The sequence below is a fragment of the Vibrio limimangrovi genome, assembly GCF_054064025.1.
In genome coordinates this window covers 319,568-338,645 of record NZ_JBSUGF010000001.1, presented here as the reverse complement: position 1 = coordinate 338,645, position 19,078 = coordinate 319,568, and the positions used below count along the sequence as shown (strand labels likewise).

14 protein-coding genes and 1 pseudogene are annotated in these 19,078 nt (G+C 45.1%); 9 read left to right on the top strand and 6 right to left on the bottom strand.

What is annotated here, in order from left to right; all coding sequences use genetic code 11:
• Positions 1-204: 204 nt before the first annotated feature.
• The 4 genes from ACWYU8_RS01525 to ACWYU8_RS01510 form a co-directional block, all read right to left on the bottom strand.
• A complete protein-coding gene (locus ACWYU8_RS01525) occupies positions 205-3,552 on the bottom strand; it encodes a transglutaminase family protein (protein WP_457516524.1) in 3,348 nt (1,115 codons plus the stop codon).
• A complete protein-coding gene (locus ACWYU8_RS01520; RefSeq protein WP_457516523.1) occupies positions 3,549-4,496 on the bottom strand; it encodes an alpha-E domain-containing protein in 948 nt (315 codons plus the stop codon). The genes ACWYU8_RS01525 and ACWYU8_RS01520 overlap by 4 nt, the downstream gene beginning before the upstream one ends.
• Positions 4,493-5,950: a circularly permuted type 2 ATP-grasp protein gene (locus ACWYU8_RS01515; RefSeq protein WP_457516521.1), complete on the bottom strand. Its 1,458-nt coding sequence runs from the start codon at positions 5,948-5,950 to the stop codon at positions 4,493-4,495. The genes ACWYU8_RS01520 and ACWYU8_RS01515 overlap by 4 nt, the downstream gene beginning before the upstream one ends.
• 370 nt (positions 5,951-6,320) lie before the next feature.
• Positions 6,321-7,223 carry a LysR family transcriptional regulator ArgP gene (locus tag ACWYU8_RS01510; protein ID WP_457516520.1) on the bottom strand — a complete coding sequence of 301 codons (903 nt, stop codon included), beginning with the start codon at positions 7,221-7,223 and terminating at the stop codon, positions 6,321-6,323.
• A 112-nt stretch (positions 7,224-7,335) separates the two neighbouring features.
• Between ACWYU8_RS01510 and ACWYU8_RS01505 the strand changes: the two genes are divergently transcribed.
• Together ACWYU8_RS01505 and ACWYU8_RS01500 are read left to right on the top strand one after the other, a co-directional pair.
• The gene (locus ACWYU8_RS01505; protein WP_457516518.1) at positions 7,336-7,959 is read left to right on the top strand and encodes a LysE/ArgO family amino acid transporter; all 624 of its coding nucleotides are present in this window, start codon (positions 7,336-7,338) and stop codon (positions 7,957-7,959) included.
• Between the two features lie 132 nt (positions 7,960-8,091).
• Complete coding sequence (locus ACWYU8_RS01500; protein WP_457516517.1) at positions 8,092-9,411, top strand: D-serine ammonia-lyase; 1,320 nt, start codon at positions 8,092-8,094, stop codon at positions 9,409-9,411.
• A 125-nt stretch (positions 9,412-9,536) separates the two neighbouring features.
• Here the strand turns inward: ACWYU8_RS01500 and ACWYU8_RS01495 are convergent, their stop codons facing one another.
• Complete coding sequence (locus ACWYU8_RS01495; RefSeq protein WP_457516515.1) at positions 9,537-10,406, bottom strand: helix-turn-helix domain-containing protein; 870 nt, start codon at positions 10,404-10,406, stop codon at positions 9,537-9,539.
• A gap of 167 nt (positions 10,407-10,573) precedes the next feature.
• Between ACWYU8_RS01495 and ACWYU8_RS01490 the strand changes: the two genes are divergently transcribed.
• The 7 genes and pseudogenes from ACWYU8_RS01490 to ACWYU8_RS01460 all read left to right on the top strand — a co-directional run bounded on the left by ACWYU8_RS01490 (position 10,574) and on the right by ACWYU8_RS01460 (position 17,803).
• A complete protein-coding gene (locus ACWYU8_RS01490; protein WP_457516513.1) occupies positions 10,574-11,539 on the top strand; it encodes a phytanoyl-CoA dioxygenase family protein in 966 nt (321 codons plus the stop codon).
• A 282-nt stretch (positions 11,540-11,821) separates the two neighbouring features.
• Complete coding sequence (locus ACWYU8_RS01485) at positions 11,822-12,781, top strand: transposase (RefSeq protein ID WP_457516511.1); 960 nt, start codon at positions 11,822-11,824, stop codon at positions 12,779-12,781.
• A 220-nt stretch (positions 12,782-13,001) separates the two neighbouring features.
• Positions 13,002-13,178, top strand: a pseudogene (locus tag ACWYU8_RS01480) (exoribonuclease R); the annotation flags it as partial.
• A 182-nt stretch (positions 13,179-13,360) separates the two neighbouring features.
• Positions 13,361-13,573 carry a hypothetical protein gene (locus tag ACWYU8_RS01475; protein WP_457516510.1) on the top strand — a complete coding sequence of 71 codons (213 nt, stop codon included), beginning with the start codon at positions 13,361-13,363 and terminating at the stop codon, positions 13,571-13,573.
• A gap of 356 nt (positions 13,574-13,929) precedes the next feature.
• The gene (locus tag ACWYU8_RS01470; protein ID WP_457516508.1) at positions 13,930-14,826 is read left to right on the top strand and encodes a dihydrodipicolinate synthase family protein; all 897 of its coding nucleotides are present in this window, start codon (positions 13,930-13,932) and stop codon (positions 14,824-14,826) included.
• A gap of 28 nt (positions 14,827-14,854) precedes the next feature.
• Positions 14,855-16,354: an aldehyde dehydrogenase gene (locus ACWYU8_RS01465; protein WP_457516507.1), complete on the top strand. Its 1,500-nt coding sequence runs from the start codon at positions 14,855-14,857 to the stop codon at positions 16,352-16,354.
• A gap of 99 nt (positions 16,355-16,453) precedes the next feature.
• Positions 16,454-17,803 carry an NAD(P)/FAD-dependent oxidoreductase gene (locus ACWYU8_RS01460; protein ID WP_457516505.1) on the top strand — a complete coding sequence of 450 codons (1,350 nt, stop codon included), beginning with the start codon at positions 16,454-16,456 and terminating at the stop codon, positions 17,801-17,803.
• Positions 17,804-17,939: 136 nt separating this feature from the next.
• On the opposite strand, the gene ACWYU8_RS01455 is transcribed toward ACWYU8_RS01460, so the two are convergent.
• On the bottom strand, positions 17,940-18,956 hold the full coding sequence (locus ACWYU8_RS01455; protein WP_457516503.1) for a GlxA family transcriptional regulator: 1,017 nt from the start codon (positions 18,954-18,956) through the stop codon (positions 17,940-17,942).
• Positions 18,957-19,078: the final 122 nt, after the last annotated feature.

The window sequence follows — 19,078 nt, the reverse complement described above, 5'->3', positions numbered from 1 at the left end:
CATCATATGCCTCATCATAGGCCTGCTTTGATGCCTGATAAGGACCGATGAGGGGCGGATTTTCTGCCGCCCCGTTGCAGTCTAAAACGAATTGACTCATATTCTCTTTTGTTACTACCCTATGCGTTATTGCCTAGTATATACCACCCGGGAACGACAACCAGCTCATCAACAGGCAGTTACCATTCAATTTTCGCTTTAGGTTCAGGCAATATGGCTTTTTCGTTTTCGTAAATCCAGAGTGTTTGGATACTCGTGGCATATCTCCTCTTTTGGTGGTGCCATCGGTCGAGGTGCCGTTTTATTTTCATAGAAGCTGCGCAGTGCATCGAACTCTGGCGGAGGATTCAGCGGCCCTTGAGTAAAGCCATGATCCCAGAAACGGTTTACCCGACGAGCCTCTGCTTCGTTTCCGTTAACCGGGAAGGTTTCGTAGCTTCTGCCGCCCGGGTGGCTGACGTGGTAAGTGCAACCGCCAATAGAGACGCCGTTCCAGCTGTCGATCAAATCGAATACCAGCGGAGAATCTATTCCTAACGTCGGATGCAGTGCCGAAGGCGGAGCCCAGGCTCTGTAGCGTACGGCTGCCACGTACTCGCCTTTTCTACCTGTTGGTTTCAACGGTACACGACGACCATTACAAGCCAGCACATAGCGACTATCTGTCATCCCTGACAGGCGAACCTGCAGACGCTCAACAGAGGAGTCGACATATCGGCTTGTACCAGTCTGAGTGATTTCCTCACCCAGAACATGCCAAGGTTCAATCGCCCAGCGCAGTTCGATCTCAATATCGTCGATCTGTTGTCGGCCGTAATGAGGGAAACGGAACTCCTCAAATGGTGCCAGCCACTCCAGCTTAAACGGGAAGCCGTGGCGTTGGAGGTCGTCGACTACTTCTTTGATATCTTGCCATACGTGATAAGGCATCATGAACTTATCGTGAAGGGTCGTGCCCCAGCGAACCAGCGGCTTGTGGTAAGGATCTTTCCAGAATCGTGCGACCAGACAGCGCAGTAACAGCGTTTGTACCAGAGCCATTCTGGCGTGCGGTGGCATCTCAAATCCACGGAATTCCAGCAGACCTTGTCTTCCGCTGCTGGTGCCTGCCGCATACAGTTTATCGATACAGAACTCAGAACGGTGAGTGTTTCCGGTTACATCGACCAACAGGTTTCTCATCAATCTGTCGGCTAGCCATGGTTGATCGACCAGACCTTCAGGGAAGTTCTGGAAGGCTATCTCCATCTCGTACAAGGCTTCATCTCTGCCTTCGTCGGGACGCGGTGCCTGACTGGTTGGGCCGATAAACATGCCGGAGAAGAGGTAAGAAAGACCAGGGTGGTGCTGCCAGTAGTTAACCAAGCTTCGTAGCAGATCCGGTTTTCTGAGCAGAGGACTGTCCGCTGGTGTCGGCCCGCCAAGAGTAATGTGGTTACCACCACCAGTACCCGTATGGCGGCCATCCAGCATAAATTTCTCTGTTCCCAAACGACACTGGTGTGCCTGTTCGTAGAGAATCTCAGTGTTCTCCACCAGTTCCTGCCAGTTTCTTGAAGGGTGAATATTCACCTCTATTACACCCGGATCAGGAGTGATCAGGAATTTTTGCAAACGATAGTCTTTTGGTGGCTCGTAACCTTCAATGACAACCGGAATAGAGAGAGCGCTCGCGGTTGACTCAATCTGATAGATGAGTTCGACATAGTGCTCCAGATGAGTCACTGGCGGTAGAAACAGATGTAATCGGCCGTCTCTTGGCTCGACACAAATCGAAGTTCGGATAACATCAACCGTTCTTTTGGCACTTTTTTCGTTTTGTGCCGGTGATTTCTGAGGCTGTTGGCGCTGGGCGACAGTGTCCGTTAACGAATAGACTGGTAGTGCCTCTCTGGTTTCGAACGGATCACGCTCCGGTGGGATCTCCTCTTCGCTGACATGCGGGAGAGAATCTAGCGGCAGTCTGTATCCCATTGGGCTATCCCCTGGGATAAGTGTGATTACATCACTTCGCATCTGCCAGAGTGAGCTACGCCAACTTTGTCCGTCAAATGAAACCGGAAGTACGTAGCCGCTGACGCTTTCCAGCCCACGTCCCAGTAGTTTTGCCAGACGGCGTCTCTCTAAGTCATCGCTCAGCTTGGCTTTTTTCGGGTTGGCAGACTCGGGTAGGGAGCGCTCTAACCATAGGTAGTAAAGTGAGTCTTCATAGGCTGGTTGAAGATACTGATTATGAATGCCTAATCGCTCACAAAGTAGTCGCCCGAAACGTTCAGCATCCTCAATCGTATGTTTGTAGTCTTTGTCTACCCGTGCCAGTAAGGACGGATCGTGCCACAGCGCTTCGCCATCGGTACGCCAGAAACAGCCAAGTGCCCAACGTGGTAACTCTTCACCCGGATACCACTTACCTTGGCCATAGTGAAGTAGTGCGTGGGTATTGAACTTGTCTTTCAGACGAATCAACAGGTCTTTTGCCAGTTTGAGTTTATCAGCACCTAATGCTTTCGTATTCCACTGTGCCGAGTCCATATCATCAATAGACACGAATGTCGGTTCTCCGCCCATAGTCAGGCGCACGTCCATCTCATCCAGCTCTTTGTCCACGGCAGAGCCAAGCGCTTTGATGTTTTCCCATTCGTCATCGGTGTAAGGTTTGGTCACTCGCGGATCTTCGTGGATTCGGATCACCGTGTTGCTGTACTCAAATTCGCATTCGCACTTTTCTGTCATGCCCGTAATTGGTGCGGCAGAGATAGGGTCTGCGGTACAGGCAAGCGGAATATGACCTTCTCCGGCAAATAAGCCGCTGGTTGGATCCAGACCGACCCAGCCAGCGCCAGGAAGATACACTTCACACCATGCGTGCAGGTCGGTAAAGTCCTCTTCTGGTCCAGATGGCCCATCCAAAGATTTAATATCAGAGGTCAACTGAACCAGATAACCGGAGGCAAAACGTGCGGCCAGACCAAGACTGCGCAGGATCTGAACCAGTAACCAGGAGGTGTCCCGGCAGGAGCCCTTTTTAAGTGTTAAGGTTTCCTCACAGGTTTGCACTCCCGGTTCCATGCGAATACCGTATTCTATCTGTCCTGCCAGTTTGCTGTTTAGATCCACCAGAAAGTCGACGATGCCTTTTTCACTGCGGTCGACATCTGCCAGCCAGCGGTCTAGCTCTTTACACGATTCAGTGACCGACAGATAAGGCGCAAGTTCTTCTTGCAAAAGTGCTTCGTAATCAAACGGGTATTTCTCAGCGTACTCTTCGATAAAGAAATCGAATGGGTTAATCACCGTCATATCAGCGATCACTTCCACTTCAAACTTCAGCTCACGCGTTTTCTCCGGGAAGACCAATCTTGCCTGATAGTTACCAAACGGATCCTGTTGCCAGTTAATAAAATGGTCTTCCGGTTCTACCTTAAGTGAGTAACCGTGAATATGAGTACGTGAGTGAGGGGCTGGCCTCAACCTCAATAGGTGAGGCGAGACCTTCACATCACGGTCAAACTTATACGAGGTTTTGTGCTGGATGGCTACACGTATGGTCATGCCGCATCTCCGTGATTAAAGTTGAACCAGGTTTCGCAAATTTCAGCCTGAAGGTTTATCAATGCCAGTTGGATATCGTTCAGATAGTCGCTGAACTCTTGGTTGATGCTTTCGTTGTGTTCAATACTGTAGGTGGCAGTCAGAATTTGATCAATGTGCAATATGAGCTCTTCATGACGTGGCAGATAAGTGGCAGCGCTCTTGATCTGTTTGAGGCAAAATGCCTGAGAACGAGGAAAATATTCGTCGGTCAGTAAGAAGGTCGTGGTATTTACGCCATCGATTCCGGAGCGCATGGTTCGAAGGTAGCTCTGATAGGCGCTTTGAGATTTCAGTACCTTAGGCCAGATTATCTGTTCCAGTAAGACTTCCTCTTCCGGCAGTGCTTTTATCTTTAGGCTAACGGCTGAATCCAGAATACGTGTGTTCATATCCGTGCGTTCCAGATAACGTCCCATAATAATGAAGCTCCAAGCTGCATCTCGGCTCATGGCATTACTCAGCAAGCCGATGATCTTTTGGCAACCCTCAATCACGGTATTCAGATATGTGTAACGTTCACCTCGGTTGATGCCTTTTTGCAGATTCTTGCGAACATAGATATCCAGCTCATTAATCAGCTCCCACATTTCTTCTGGGACGACATCTCTGGTTGTTCGAATATTCTCTCGTAACATTTTTAGAGAAGACAACATCGAGCTCGGATTGTCCTCGCTGGCGAGCAAAAAGCGCACAACGTTTCTTTCGCTCTTGTCTTTATACTTTTTTGTAAACTCGGGCACACTGCCGCTGATTTCTATCAGGTTGTACCAGGAAATACGCACATCCTTTGGTAAATCAAACAATAGTTCATCGTATACACCGATCAGGCGCACAATATTTTCCACTCGCTCCAGATAGCGTGCGCTCCAAAACAGCCGTTCAGCAACTCTCGATAACATCATTTGGCTCCTTCTGTTTTTACGATCCATGTATCTTTACTGCCACCACCCTGAGAGGAGTTCACCACTAGGGAGCCTTTTTTCATTGCGACCCGGGTAAGGCCGCCAGCAGTCACATAAGTTTTGCTGCTCTGCAGGATAAACGGGCGCAGATCCAGATGTCGTGGTTCCAACTTCCCTTTTTCTATCAGCGTTGGGGCTGTGGAGAGCTTGAGTGTTGGCTGGGCGATATAGTTGCGAGGATTATTCTTGATAAGTTCGGCGAAAACAGCCTGTTCTTTTTTGCTCGAATGTGGGCCAACCAACATGCCATAACCTCCGGATTCGTTAGCCGGTTTTACCACAAGCTTGTCGAGGTTCTTCAGCACGTATTCCCGGTCAGTTTCATTTTCGCACAGGAAAGTTTCGACATTTGGAAGGATAGCTTCTTCATCCAAATAGTATTTGATCAGCTGCGGTACGTAGGCATAAACCACTTTATCATCCGCTACCCCGGCACCCGGCGCATTGGCCAGTGCAACATTACCCTGTTTCCATGCTCGCATCAGTCCGGGTACACCAAGCAGGGAGTCGGGATCGAATACCTCAGGATCAAGAAACATGTCGTCAATACGGCGATAGATGACATCGACCCGCTCCGGGCCGTAAATGGTTTTCATGTAGACGCAGTCATCTTTGCCGACGTAAAGATCTCCGCCTTCAACTAACTCAGCACCCATTTGCTGAGCGAGAAAAGCATGTTCAAAATAGGCTGAGTTGTAGATGCCTGGCGTCAAAACCACGATCTCTGGTCGCGTAATGTCTCGTGGTGAAAGTGCCTTGAGTGTATCCAGCAACTGAGACGGGTAGGAGTCTACTTTTCTGATATTGTCGTTTTCAAATAGCTCAGGTAAAACTCGCTTGGTCACGGCCCGGTTTTCCAGCATATAAGAAACGCCGGAAGGAACGCGGAGGTTATCTTCCAATACATAGAACTGTCCGTCGTCGGCTCGCACCAAATCGGTGCCACAGATATGCGCCCACACACCAAAAGGGGGCGAAACACCGATGCACTCGGGACGAAAGTTTTTGGATTCGGTAATAATATGGGCGGGAATAATTCCGTCTTTGATACAGTTCTGATCGTGGTAAAGGTCGTCGATAAAACGGTTGAGTGCGGTCAGGCGCTGCTTGAGTCCTTTTTCTGCTACTTCCCAATCTTTCGCGTCGATTGTTCGGGGAATAATGTCAAAAGGCCACGCTCGGTCGATGTTTCCTTCTTCGGTGTATACGGTGAAGCTAATGCCCATTTCCTGAATGGTGGCTTCCGCCGCCAGCTTACGTTTATCAAGCTCTTCAGGAGGTAATCCATCAATATAGCTTAGCAATCGGCATGAAGACGAACGGTACTTACCTTCGCTGTCGATCAGTTCATCAAAGAACTCTCCACAATCATAACCTTCGGTTAATTTGCTCATAGCAGGGATCCTTCCTCTAGCTTTAGAAACCCAGTTCCCAGCCTTACCTAACCTTTATCCCTGGCAGCAAAATCCGAAATTCAAAGAAGGAAAATCGGCGGGGGTGACGTTTCTATTTTGATTAATTTTATTATTTGGCTAATGCACAAGTATGAATCTAACTCGTTACAATATGAAGAAAAGCAAATAACAGACCGCAATTTCGAAAGTCATAAAAGATTCGTAATTTTGAAGATCGCACAGCACCGCCAGACGAAGTCCAGCAGATAAACTGATGTTGTTGGGAGTTCTTGTTACGAGGTTATTACATATTGGTATTAATCGGATAAAAACTGTCTAAAAGCAATAGAATAAATAGATGGAGTGTTCTTTACGTTCTTTGAGGCAAGCTTTTTCTGGCCTGTTGTACGATAGCTTGTGACACCTTCTTAAGGATTCCCGACTCTAATAGCCAGTGATGCCAGTAGAGTTGCTGGTCAATGCAATACCCTGGAGTGATATCGATAAGATCACCTTGATCCAATTCTTGCTGAATTTGTATCTTTGGTATCATACAGTACCCAAAGCCAGCCAAAGCCGCTTTTACGCATGCTTCCGAACTCCCTACGGTATGCTTGATTTCACTCACCATTTCATATCCGAAAGCTTGTGATACAAAGCGCTCATTGACAAAGTCGTGTCGGCCAAAAGATATCGCAGGCGCCTTTTCTAACGTTTGAATCGTTACCCCTGCTGAAAAGTAACGTTGATGAAATTCGGGGGTTGATACGCACAAATAAGGCATATCTCCCAGTAAAATTGCATTACAACCAGCGAAAGCTCGCGAAGACTGACTAATCGCGCCAATTACTTCGCCATTTTTCAGTCTATCAATGGTTCTTCGTTCATCATCGACGACCATATGAATCTCAATATTGTGCTGTTGCATCACCGTACTTATTGCTGGCAGCAGCCACGTTGCTAAGCTATCTGCGTTGGTAGCAATAGACACAGAAACTGCTTTTGCGTCAGTATCATTACTTAATTCGGGCAAGATATCATGTTCGAGAATGCATACCTGCCGGTACAGACCCAACAGTTTCTGTCCTGCTGGGGTCGCCCTTGGAGGCTGCTCTCTGATCAGGACTGGCTGAGCGAGCCATTTTTCAAGTTGTTTAATACGTTGTGAGATAGCTGACTGAGAAATACATAGGACTTCTGCTGCTTTTTCAAAGCTTCTCTGGGCAATAATTTCGTCGAGAGCATTCAGCCAACGGTAGTCTAATCCGCGCATTACAACCTCATAAGTAAAACTAATTAAGTATTAATATTATTAGTTTTATTTCTTGGTCGCAATCCAGTATTTTTCTCTATAACAATTTATTATTCAGTTTTTAGGTATAAATATGAATTTATGGATATTGCTTCAGGGGTTCAGTTTTGGGGCGGCAACAATCATTCCTATCGGCGCTCAGAATGCTTATGTACTGAATCAGGGCATCAAACGCAATCACCATTTAACCACCGCAACGCTATGCAGTTTTCTCGATATCTTTTTTATCTCTTTAGGCGTTTTTGGTGGTGGCGCGATTCTAGCGTCAAATGAAGTACTACTTACTAGCATTACATTTGGTGGCATTGCTTTTTTACTCTATTACGGATTTCTGTCTTTAAAGAGCGCATTTTCGACACAATCAGACGAGAGTGAAACGGGAAGTGATAGCATTATTCGAGGTAAACGGGCTGTTATTCTCGGGGCTCTTGCCGTAACAGTCTTAAACCCTCATCTGTATTTGGACACGATTGTTATACTTGGCTCAATTGGCGGAAAATTTGAAGGGTATGACAGGGTATCATTTGCAGTAGGAACCATAATGGCATCATTTGTCTGGTTCTATTCTCTTTCGATTGGTGCAGCTAAATTAGCTCCATTACTCTCACAAGCAAAAGTAAAGAAAGGCATTGATATTGCTGTGGGTATCGTGATGTTTTTGATTGCGATATCGTTGGCGAGAGGAATAATCAGCTGAGCGAACTACGGTAGTTGCACGGAGCTGTATGGTGCTATAAATTTCAATTGCTTAAAGCACTAGCAAGTAAGTTCTCAGGCACAGAGTGGTTTCAAAAAACTGTTCTGTGCGTTTTGACATAAGGAAAAGTGAATGAACGACGCTGATATAAAACAATTGATCGATGATTACCCTATTGTTCAGCAACTGATTCAGTTAGAAGAAACGTGTTGGTTTAACCCTGAAGTGACTAAACTTGAGGTGGCATTGCCTTATGTTGGACTCGATCAGAGTGATGTGAAAGATGCTTCTGACAGATTGTTACGCTTCGCTCCGTACATTAAAAAGGCGTTTCCTGAAACAGAAGTAACAGAAGGCATTATCGAGTCTTCGCTTGTTTGTGCTCCTAAACTGAAACCAGTCTTACAGCACAAAGTTCCCAATCAAATACTGGGTGATGTTTATATTAAAAAAGACAGCCATTTGCCTATTTCAGGTTCGATAAAGGCACGTGGAGGAATATACGAAGTCCTTACTCATGCAGAATCGTTAGCGCTGGAGAAAGGGTTAATTACTATTGAAGACGATTACAGTAAGTTATTGAATGAAGAGTGCCTTACTCTGTTTTCTCAACACCGAATCGCGGTGGGTTCAACCGGGAATTTAGGTCTCTCTATTGGCATCATGAGTGCAAAGCTCGGTTTTGATGTGACAGTACACATGTCTGCTGACGCAAGAGAATGGAAAAAGAATAAGCTACGTGAACATGGTGTAACCGTCGTTGAGTATGAGGAAGATTATGGGATTGCCGTTGCTCAGGGACGTAAAATGGCAGAAAACGATCCGCAATGCTTTTTCATTGATGATGAAAACTCAAAAACACTTTTTCTCGGCTACGCGGTTGCTGGCGAACGACTCAAAGCACAGTTCGATGAATTTGGTATTGTTGTTGATGAATCAAATCCGCTGTTTGTCTACTTACCATGTGGCGTCGGTGGTGGGCCTGGCGGGGTGGCTTTTGGTCTCAAGTTAGCGTTTGGAGATCATGTACACTGTATTTTTTCTGAGCCTACTCATTCGCCGTGCATGCTGCTTGGCGTACACACGGGGTTGCACGACGGTATTTCAGTGCAGGATATTGGTATTGATAATAAAACTGCAGCAGATGGCTTGGCGGTAGGACGTCCCTCCGGTTTTGTTGGCAGAGCAATGCAACGCCTGATTGATGGCTATTTCACCATCAGTGATGAGCATATGTTTGAGTGGTTAAAAACGTTAAATCACCAGGAAAACATTAAAGTTGAGCCATCAGCAGCGTCTGCTATCTACGGACCGATAGTGGTCAGCAATGATCAGCAATATCTGCGACGAACAGGCTTAAATCCCGATGTATTAGCCAACAGTACTCATGTTATATGGGCGACTGGAGGAGGAATGGTGCCAGAAGAAGCAATGGCCCAATATTTATCCTGAGTCTCCATTCATGCTACAAGTAATGCATTCCACAATAGAAAGCCTGTGACTAAGGGTTACAGGCTTGCCACAAACCGCATTCATGCGTTAATCCGTCACTTCTTCAAATAGCCCAGCGCTATCCATTAAGATACTTTTCTAAACTTGGTGCGAAATGCATTCGGGGTCAGCTGTTTATACTTCAAGAACAAACGATTAAAGTTCGAAAGGTTATTGAAGCCAGATAGCTCCGCGATTAATGACACTGGTTTATCTGTCTGAACTAATAAAGAGCAGCCTTTTCCGAGTCTTACCTGAGTGATGTAGTTATTTACACTTTGCCCCATCATTTTCTTGAAAAAACGGCCTAGCGTACTTTCACTCATCCCCACCTGCGAGGCTAACTCTGATAGGGATAGTGGCTGTGTGTAATTTTCATGGATCGCTTCCAGAAGCTGACTCAACAAACGTTGCTGCCGTTTATCAGAATCTTGCCTGTCTAACATTTGGTTCACTGAAATACTTTCATAATCTTGCGTGCCGCTCAGCTCATCAATGATGTTCAGCATGATCGTGAGTCTTTGCATCGGCGATGCGGCATCTAATCGCTCGAACAGAGGTAGTAATTTTTGTGCAACCGTTTTCGGGAAACTCACTCCTCGATGAGCTTTTTGTAGCAAGGGAGTGAAGTTGTGACATTCAGGAAATAGACGGGTTATTTCATTCATCCATTCAGTGTCAAACCACAATACATAGACTTTTTGTTCAAGGTTAGGGTTAACACTTGTTCGAGAGTGCCAAGAGTGAGGAATGTTCGGCCCAAGTAATACCAAATCTAAGTCATCATACTCAGAGATGGTATCGCCGACATAGCGTTCGCCAGTGCTATTAAGTGTCAGGGTGAGTTCATATTCAGGATGAAAGTGCCACTCAAAAGGGATGGCATCTAATCGCCGAATAAGCAGTTGCCAGGAGTTATCCTGATGATATTTAACCTTTTCATACTGAGCTTTCATGAGTAATACAAACCTGAATAATCTTGTCACTATGAATGACTATAAAGTATCAGTATCTGCTGCTTTTGTATCACTTTGTTAAAAGGTTTGTTGTCAGAATGTGATCAAACAGACGAGCTCAAGGTCTGTTAAAGCAAAAACTAATCAGCCCTACAGGAACAGCCATTATGAAAAACAAATATGGATTCGGAGACAATGCACCAGGTAACAATAGTGTATCCAACATCAATTCAGCACAGTTAAAAGACATTTCAAAAACTTTGCCTTTGAAGAAACTGACTCCAGAACAGTTCGAGTTTTGGCAGCACAATGGTTACTTGGTGATTCCACAGATTATCTCGCAAGAGGCGGTTAAACGCTCACATGACTTCCTTTGGGAGTTCCAAGAAATGGACCCGCAAGATCCACAAACCTGGTATCAAGCACAACGCCGCGATCATGCGATGGTGGAGCTCAACAACTCAGGGATGGTTGAATGTTATAATCACCAAATCTTGTGGGACAACCGTCAAAATCCTGATGTGTACAACGCGTTTGTCGATATTTGGGATCAAGAAAACCTGTGGGTCACGATTGACCGAGCGAACCTGAATCCGCCAAACAAATCAGGTCGCGAATTTAGTGGTTTTATTCACTGGGATGCGGATACGTCATTAGATCCTCTTCCGATTAATGTCCAAGGTGTGTTAGCGTTATCTGATACCAGTGAAGAGACGGGAGGATTCCAGTGTGTCCCTGAGCTCTACCGACAGCTTGAAGAGTGGCGGAAAACACAGCCGGATGACCGTGACCCTTACGTTCCCGATCTGACCGGGTTTGATGTGGAATTTATTCCGATGAAAGCGGGTGACTTGTTGATATTCAACAGCTTGCTTGCACATGGTATTCGTCCAAATCAGTCGAATCAGGTTCGTATGGCACAGTACATCTCGATGGTTCCAGCAGAAGAAGGGAATCAGGCGATCAGAGATTGGCGAATAAACTCTTGGAAAGAACGAATCCCACCACAAGGATTTGCTTTCCCGGGTGACCCACGCAACTGGGAACAAACCAAATACCTACAGGCAGAGCTCACAGACCTGGGTGAGAAACTTCTGGGGCTAGCAAGCTGGAAAGTACCAGAATCTGTATAAAGTAGGTTTCACTTAGTGCTTAACACCAACGTATGAACTCGAAGCGCGGCCGATATGAATATATCGGTCGCGCTTTATTTCTTTTTAATACACTGAAGTCATCGTCAGCCTAATTTGTAGCTATGCTTGATGAATATAAGGACAGGCATCATATGAAATTGATATAAGCGTCATTTTCAGTAACACCCAATGCCTCTCGAGAGGTTTGGATACGAGCATTTTATTAATTCACGATTCGGTTAAGTTAGTGGTTGTACATTACTAACCCCAATGGATAACTGAATGACTACGGCCAGAAACCAGCAAATTTGCCTTGAAGCGACTCACTATTACCACTGTGTTTCACGGTGTGTCCGTCGCACTTTTCTTTGTGGTTATGATGAGCAATCAAATAAGAATTACGAGCACCGTAGAGGATGGATTGAGGACCGTATCAAACAGCTCAGCACTGTATACTGCATTGATATCTGCGCCTATGCCGTTATGAGCAATCACTACCATTTGGTGCTGCATATCAATAAAGAGCAAGCTGAATCCCTAACCGATACTGAAGTTATCGAGCGATGGACATCTTTGCATACTGCGCCTGCGCTAATTCAACGTCTTCGTAATATGGAATTAAAGACTGAAGCGGAACTCAACGCTGCTCATGAAATAATCGAGCAATGGCGCGAACGGCTTTTTAGTCTCAGTTGGTTTATGCGAGAGCTGAATTTCGAGATTGCGATGAAAGCTAATCAGGAAGACGAATGCAAAGGTCATTTTTGGGAAAGTCGCTATAAAAGTCAGGCGTTATTAGATGAAGAAGCTCTGCTAGCTGCGATGGCTTATGTGGATTTAAACCCGATTAGGGCAGGAGTTGCCCAAAGTCCAGAAACATCAGAGCACACTTCAATTAAAACCCGCTTAAAAGCACTGAAAAATCAGCAACCCACCACACCTTGTCTTCATCCGTTTATCGGAGATTACAGTGACCAAAAGGGATCTGGCATTCCATTTCGTCTAATGGACTATATCGAATTGGTTGATTGGACGGGGCGAGAATTTCGCGAAGAAAAATCGAATATTAGTGAAAAACAGCCACCGCTATTGGAGAGGCTCAGCGTAACACAGAAAGAATGGCTGAAAGTTTGCAACCAGCTCGAAAGAAAACGGGCTTTGTTGGTCGGTAGTAAAGAAAGCCTGAAGCTGGCATTGCCTCAGATGCAAAGAATCCGGCTCTGTGGATACCAGCTAAGCTAACAATTCAATAAATAAACCCATATTTTTCCACCTCTATCCACTGCAGCACTTCATGTGTTGTATTTGTTGTATTAACCACGCCTCAAAAACGTCAACACATTGGAATGGAGCAATCGAACAGGCCAAATAGATGAAAATGGCTATAACCGCTCCCACTTTTGGTTTAGCCGGAAAGCGGCACGCTAAGTTTTCTTTATTATGCCTGTCCTTAGTGATTTTATTGGTTCTGTGGCATTTCTATGCGATCTTATTTAGTTTGGAAGAAGCAATCACTCTTGAAACGCACTGTGAGCAAGTTGAAAAACTGCTTAAAAATGTGCCTTCGGATGTACTTGCGTGGGTTAAAACGCTTACAGAGCTTCTGCACACTTATGCTGAGATCAACGCTAACCCTTAAGACTAAATTTTAAAATCAGCAACTTACATTTCTATTGATGCCTTATCAAAACCTGGGAGAGTTAAGTGCTCGCACGTTAATTTGCTGTTTAATGTTGTAATTTTGTTGTCTACTGGTTGTAGAGTGTTTACGCAAAATTTATTCTCTGCTTTTGCAAAATTCACAATACAAGGAAGATTGATATGAATATACACGTGGAAGTCGTGTTTGGAATTATGCTCGTTCTGCTGGTGGTGTGGTTAACGCCATTAATACTCGTTTTAAAATCCACTAAAACACATGGAAGTGAAAAGCTGGGTTGGTTGTTAGCGATCGTTTTTATCTCTTGGTTTGCCTGGATTTTCTATTTACTTTTAGCACCGATAAAGGCAAATACGGGGCACGTTAGAGAGTAATATTCACCTAAGGCTAAAGCTCCGGTGTCAGGTAATTAGCTGCCGCACATTGGCAGAGAACCCCCTAATTGCAAATTTTGGGGTACATTAGCCAGATGAGGTTTTTCGTTTTCTGGGTATCGAGCCTGATTTTTATCAGGTTTTATGTGATTTTTTGTATTTACAGTGTTTTTAGTAGTGGGTGAAAGTTTGAATTTGAGGGCGTTCACCCATCCATAACGTGATGTTATGAATTTCCGGTCGAAAACGTTGTTTGTTGGTTTGTTAAGGTTTGGTTACTGTTTGGTGGTGTTTTGGATCGACCATTCATCATTGATTTTAACTACTTCTAGACAAATTAAACAAAGGCGGACTTCATGAAATTCATTGGAATATATACACCAGTTATCACTCCTTTTAGTCACGATGGCAGCATCGACTTTGACGCTTATTCTGTTCACATCAAATACCTGGTCAGCCAAGGTGTTCAAGGGCTTGTCATTGGCGGAACTACAGGTGAGTACTATGTCGAATCGTTAGAGGAACGTATAAAACTTCTGCAAGTTGCAAAGGAGTTAGTTTCAAATGACGTGCATGTTGTATTTGGTACTGGCTCAATTAACCCGGAAGATTCGATTATCCTGGCGGAAGCAGCAGCAAAATATAAGGCTGACGCAATTTTAGTCGCGACTCCACCATACTCACTTCTTACTCAAGAAGAGCTTGCTATCCACGCTCTCAATGTGGATAAAGCAGCGAACCTTCCAATCATGCTGTACAACTACCCAGACCGCATGGGCGTTAATATGGAAAAAGAGTTCTTCGATGCTGTGCTGTCTAAGTCTTCGAACTTCGTCTCTATCAAAGAAAGCTCTGGCGACATAAATCGCTTACATATGTTGGTCAATGACTACCCTCAACTACAAGTGTCATGTGGTATGGATGACCAAGCATTGGAGTTCTTTACCTGGGGATGTCAAAGCTGGGTATGTGCAGGCTCAAACTTCCTTCCGGGTGAACACCTAGCGCTTTATGAAGCCTGTGTCGTTGAGAAGGATTTTGTAAAAGGACGCAAGATCATGTCCGCAATGATGCCGTTAATGAGTGTACTAGAGCAGGGCGGTAAGTTCATTCAATGCGTTAAGCAGGGTGTAGAAATTGATGGTCGCTTCGCTGGTAAGGTTCGCGCTCCTCTACACGGTCTGACAGAAGAGGAAAAAAATCAGCTCGCCGATGTAGTCAGTACTCTGAAAGCTGCTATTTCTTCTCTTTAACTGAGACTGAACATCAAGGAGGATGAATATGTCAGAATTACTAATGCCTAGGGACTATCTTGATATTGCAAAACGACTACGTCTACCAACACAGAGTTTTATTGATGGCAAATATTGTGCTGCTGTTTCAGGTAGAACATATACAACGTCTAATCCAGCAACCGGTGAAGTTATAGCTCAGATATCATCATGTGACGAAGTCGATGTAAACAAAGCGGTTTCGGCGGCAAAAAGAGCCTTTGATGATGGTGGGTGGAGTCTCTTACATCCCCAAGAACGCAAGTCAATTCTAAAAGATTTTAGCAAACTGGTAGCCGAACACGCCTCAGAATTAGCGGTTATGGAATGTCTGGATTCGGGTAAGCCGATTCAAGATTGTGTCACGATAGATGTCCCTGAGTTTATCCACACTGTGGATTGGCACGCAGAAGCTATCGATAAAATTTACGACCAAACTGCACCTGTTGGTTCAGAAGCTATAGCTATGATTGTTCGTGAGCCAATTGGTGTTGTAGGGGCTGTTTTACCGTGGAACTTCCCTTTATTAATGCTCGGGTGGAAGATCGCCCCTGCCTTGGCCGCTGGCTGTTCAATAGTCGTTAAGCCAGCAGAGCAAACTTCATTGACTGCCATTCGTATTGCTGAGCTTGCTCATCAGGCGGGGATTCCTAGTGGTGTCTTTAGTGTAGTAACAGGATCTGGCGCTGATGTCGGTGAGCCACTTGGCCGTCACCCGGATGTCGACATGATCACGTTTACAGGCTCCACCGCTACGGGACGACTATTTTTAAAATATTCCGCTGAATCAAATTTGAAAAAAGTGGTTCTAGAATTGGGTGGCAAGAATCCGTGCGTTGTTCTTGATGATGCCGAAAACTTACAAAAGGTAGCACAACACGTCTGCTCCGCTGCGTTTTGGAATATGGGAGAAAACTGCTCAGCGGCATCTCGCTTAATTGTTCAGTCTGGTGTTAAACAAGCACTAATGGACAATATCCTGAACGAACTCAAAGAGTGGAAAATGGGCTCGCCAATTCATCCCGAAAATCAGTTAGGAGCCATGATCGATAACCGCCACTTTGACAAAGTCATGAGTTATTTAGAAATGGGTAAACAGAAGGGGTACACCATTTTAGCCGGAGGCAAGAGCCGGGATGGCTTATTCATAGAGCCTACTATTTTTGATGGCGTCGATAATCTTGATGATATTGCGCAAGAAGAGATATTCGGTCCGGTTTTATCCGTTATCACAGTCGACACCGTTGAAGAGGCAATCCGTGTCGCTAACGATACGAACTATGGTTTAGCCGCTTCTGTGTTTACTTCCAATACTGGCCGCGCCCTGCGTGCTGCACGAGCCATCAAAGCAGGTACGGTAACCGTCAATTGCTTTGGTGAAGGTGATATTACTACTCCGTTTGGTGGGTATAAGCAATCTGGATTTGGTGGCAGAGACAACTCTCTGCACGCCCACGATCAATACACAGAACTCAAAACCATTTGGGTTGACCTAACTCACGACCTGTAACTCTCTATTCATTTACCCGATATGGCTTGTTCAGTGACCGATATATTTTGGTCACTGGGCACGCCGTTTGAATAGCAGGCATGCGAAAAGGAACAACGTATGCAAAAACGAATTAACGTAAATAAATTGCCAGCGGATAAAGGTGAAGCTGCTTGGAATTCTATTCTTGGCAAGCAAGTTACTTATCCTACGATTGAAAAAAACGGTTGCTATGACTGGGTGATTGTTGGAGGGGGCTTCGCTGGAATGGCCGCAGCTCGCCGTCTGACTCAGTTACTGGGTAGCAATGAACGTATCGCCGTATTGGAAGCTGGTCGTTTAGCGCATGGTCCAGCTGGGCGAAACAGCGGATTTATGATCGATTTACCTCATGAACTGAATTCAGAAACCTATTCAGGTGGTATGGAGGATGATCTCAGAAAAATAAAGCTAAACCGCGTAGCTATCGATTTCGCCAAAGAACTCGCAGCGGAACAGGAGTTTGATAAACAAATATTTGATCCGTGTGGGAAGGTGACTGCAGCATGTACTGAGAAGGGGCAAAAGCACATCAGTAATTATGCTAAGCACCTGGACGCGTTGAACGAAAAATATGAACTGTTATCTGGCTCAGATTTAAAAAACTGGACCGGGACAGATTTCTATTCACAAGGTTTATTTACTCCTGGTGCTGTGATGATTCAGCCTGCTGCGTTTATTCGCCGAAGTGCTGCTGCACTACAGGGTAAAGTGGATATTTATGAAAACAGCCCAGTGACCGAAATGACACTTGGTGACGCTCATGTGCTCAAAACGCCGAAAGGTAATGTTACGGCGAAAAATGTCATACTCGCAGTCAACGGCCACATACAATCATTCGGCTTTTATCCTCGTCAATTATTGCACGTATTTACATACGCCTCGATGACACGCAAGCTCACGTCTGAAGAAGTGTCTCGATTGGGTGGCGTACCGGACTGGGGGATTCTGCCTGCCGATCCATTAGGCACGACTATTCGAAAAATTTCCGACTACCAAGGGTCGGGCCATCGTATTATTGTCCGAAACCAGGCAACGTTGAATCAGTCTCTCATCGCTTCAAAGAGTAATATGAAGCGCGCTGAATTATTACAGGATATCTCGTTTAAAAACCGATTCCCGATGCTGAAAGGTATCGACATGGAATATCGCTGGGGCGGTCGGTTATGCTTATCACTAAACTCAGTCCCGGCTTTTGGTGAGGTTGAAAATCGTGTTTTTGCCGCGAGTTGCCAAAATGGCCTCGGTACTGTCAAAGGCACCTTATCCGGAATGATGGCAGCAGAACTCGCAGTCTCAAAACGTTCGCCAAATCTGGAAGAGTTTATACGACATGAAACACCTAAGAAATTGCCTCCAGAACCTTTCCTTTCTGTCGGGGCTAATATGACAATGCGCTGGAAAGAGTGGTTAGCTGGAAAGGAGTTATAAGCACTCAGTACCCTTCTCACGTTTCACCTACTTCGGTAGGTGAAAGTCGTTTTAACCATCTAATCAATCCGTTACTGCAAAAATATTCAAACATTCCGGAAGCTTCGCAAACCGACTAAAATGAAACGCCGATGTGTTAGCCTCTAATGCGTTGACGGAGCTGTGTCGGCGTGTAGCTGAAAAGATCTTTAAAGCAATTGCTGAAGTGACTACTACTGACGAACCCGCAGCTCAAACCAATTTGAATAATTGACTCACGACTGTTTTCTAATAAGTCGTGGGCTCGCGCTAGTCGACAACGTATGTAGTAACGTGAAGGAGATGTATCGAGATGCAGTTGAAATAACCGCTCAAGCTGCCGTCTAGAGATAGATATACAACGAGCCAGCTCATCTGGTGTTAAAGGCTCTTCAACATTTGATGTCATCAACGATATCGCTTCTTTCAACACTTCTGGAAGCTCTGGAATGATTGCTTCGTGGCTCAAACGAGAGCGAACTTCCTGACGACCTTCGGATGCCTGATCACAACTTAATATTTCTCTTACTGCTCGAACAAGTGTTGGTCCAAAATGACCTTCAATAATATTTAACATCATCTCCAGAGCACTGTTCGGTCCTGTGCAACTGGAGTGAAAATCATCGACTTCAAAGGTATGCGAGGAAAGTTGAAGCTCAGGAAATGTTGCTCGAATAAAGCCATGACAGCTTGGATGAACTGCTGATGCAACTTTGTTACTCAATACGTTAGCTTGAGCTAGAGCGATAGTTCCATTCCAGATACTTCCTAATCTTACTCCCTGATTATCAACAGAACTTAATCCAGATTTTAATATCTCAGAACAGTTGGTATCACATCGGTATCCACCGCATACGAATAGCCAGTCCAGAGTCCCGCGGTTATGCAAATTCAATGATTCAATCGTCGAGTCCGTGACAATCTCAATACCAATGTCACTGAGTACTTTACGTGAATCAATACCCAAAATATGAATGTTATATAACGCGTTTTCGTGCACTAAGTTAGCCGTGATTAAGGAGTCCAGGGCGGCAGTAAATGCCATCATAGAGAAATTTGGCTGTAACAAAAAACCGATATGATATTGTTTGTCCTGCTCTTTACTGAACGGGGAATTTATAGTGTGTTGCAACATGATAATTACTCGTACGAAGGAATAGAGCTGCGTTCAAATGAACTGGAAAGGGGTTGATTAATAAATTAATTAGCCAGTAAGTTTGTAAGGCGCTAAAGCCAAAATAAAAACTAAAACTAACG

What these genes read in the sequence shown, in the direction of transcription:
- ACWYU8_RS01510 (WP_457516520.1), bottom strand. Translation starts at nt 7,223, where the DNA reads ATGCGCGGATTAGACTACCGTTGGCTGAATGCTCTCGACGAAATTATT.
- ACWYU8_RS01455 (WP_457516503.1), bottom strand. Translation starts at nt 18,956, where the DNA reads ATGTTGCAACACACTATAAATTCCCCGTTCAGTAAAGAGCAGGACAAA.
- ACWYU8_RS01515 (WP_457516521.1), bottom strand. Translation starts at nt 5,950, where the DNA reads ATGAGCAAATTAACCGAAGGTTATGATTGTGGAGAGTTCTTTGATGAA.
- ACWYU8_RS01505 (WP_457516518.1), top strand. Translation starts at nt 7,336, where the DNA reads ATGAATTTATGGATATTGCTTCAGGGGTTCAGTTTTGGGGCGGCAACA.
- ACWYU8_RS01465 (WP_457516507.1), top strand. Translation starts at nt 14,855, where the DNA reads ATGTCAGAATTACTAATGCCTAGGGACTATCTTGATATTGCAAAACGA.
- ACWYU8_RS01485 (WP_457516511.1), top strand. Translation starts at nt 11,822, where the DNA reads ATGACTACGGCCAGAAACCAGCAAATTTGCCTTGAAGCGACTCACTAT.
- ACWYU8_RS01495 (WP_457516515.1), bottom strand. Translation starts at nt 10,406, where the DNA reads ATGAAAGCTCAGTATGAAAAGGTTAAATATCATCAGGATAACTCCTGG.
- ACWYU8_RS01520 (WP_457516523.1), bottom strand. Translation starts at nt 4,496, where the DNA reads ATGATGTTATCGAGAGTTGCTGAACGGCTGTTTTGGAGCGCACGCTAT.
- ACWYU8_RS01525 (WP_457516524.1), bottom strand. Translation starts at nt 3,552, where the DNA reads ATGACCATACGTGTAGCCATCCAGCACAAAACCTCGTATAAGTTTGAC.
- ACWYU8_RS01500 (WP_457516517.1), top strand. Translation starts at nt 8,092, where the DNA reads ATGAACGACGCTGATATAAAACAATTGATCGATGATTACCCTATTGTT.
- ACWYU8_RS01460 (WP_457516505.1), top strand. Translation starts at nt 16,454, where the DNA reads ATGCAAAAACGAATTAACGTAAATAAATTGCCAGCGGATAAAGGTGAA.
- ACWYU8_RS01470 (WP_457516508.1), top strand. Translation starts at nt 13,930, where the DNA reads ATGAAATTCATTGGAATATATACACCAGTTATCACTCCTTTTAGTCAC.
- ACWYU8_RS01475 (WP_457516510.1), top strand. Translation starts at nt 13,361, where the DNA reads ATGAATATACACGTGGAAGTCGTGTTTGGAATTATGCTCGTTCTGCTG.
- ACWYU8_RS01490 (WP_457516513.1), top strand. Translation starts at nt 10,574, where the DNA reads ATGAAAAACAAATATGGATTCGGAGACAATGCACCAGGTAACAATAGT.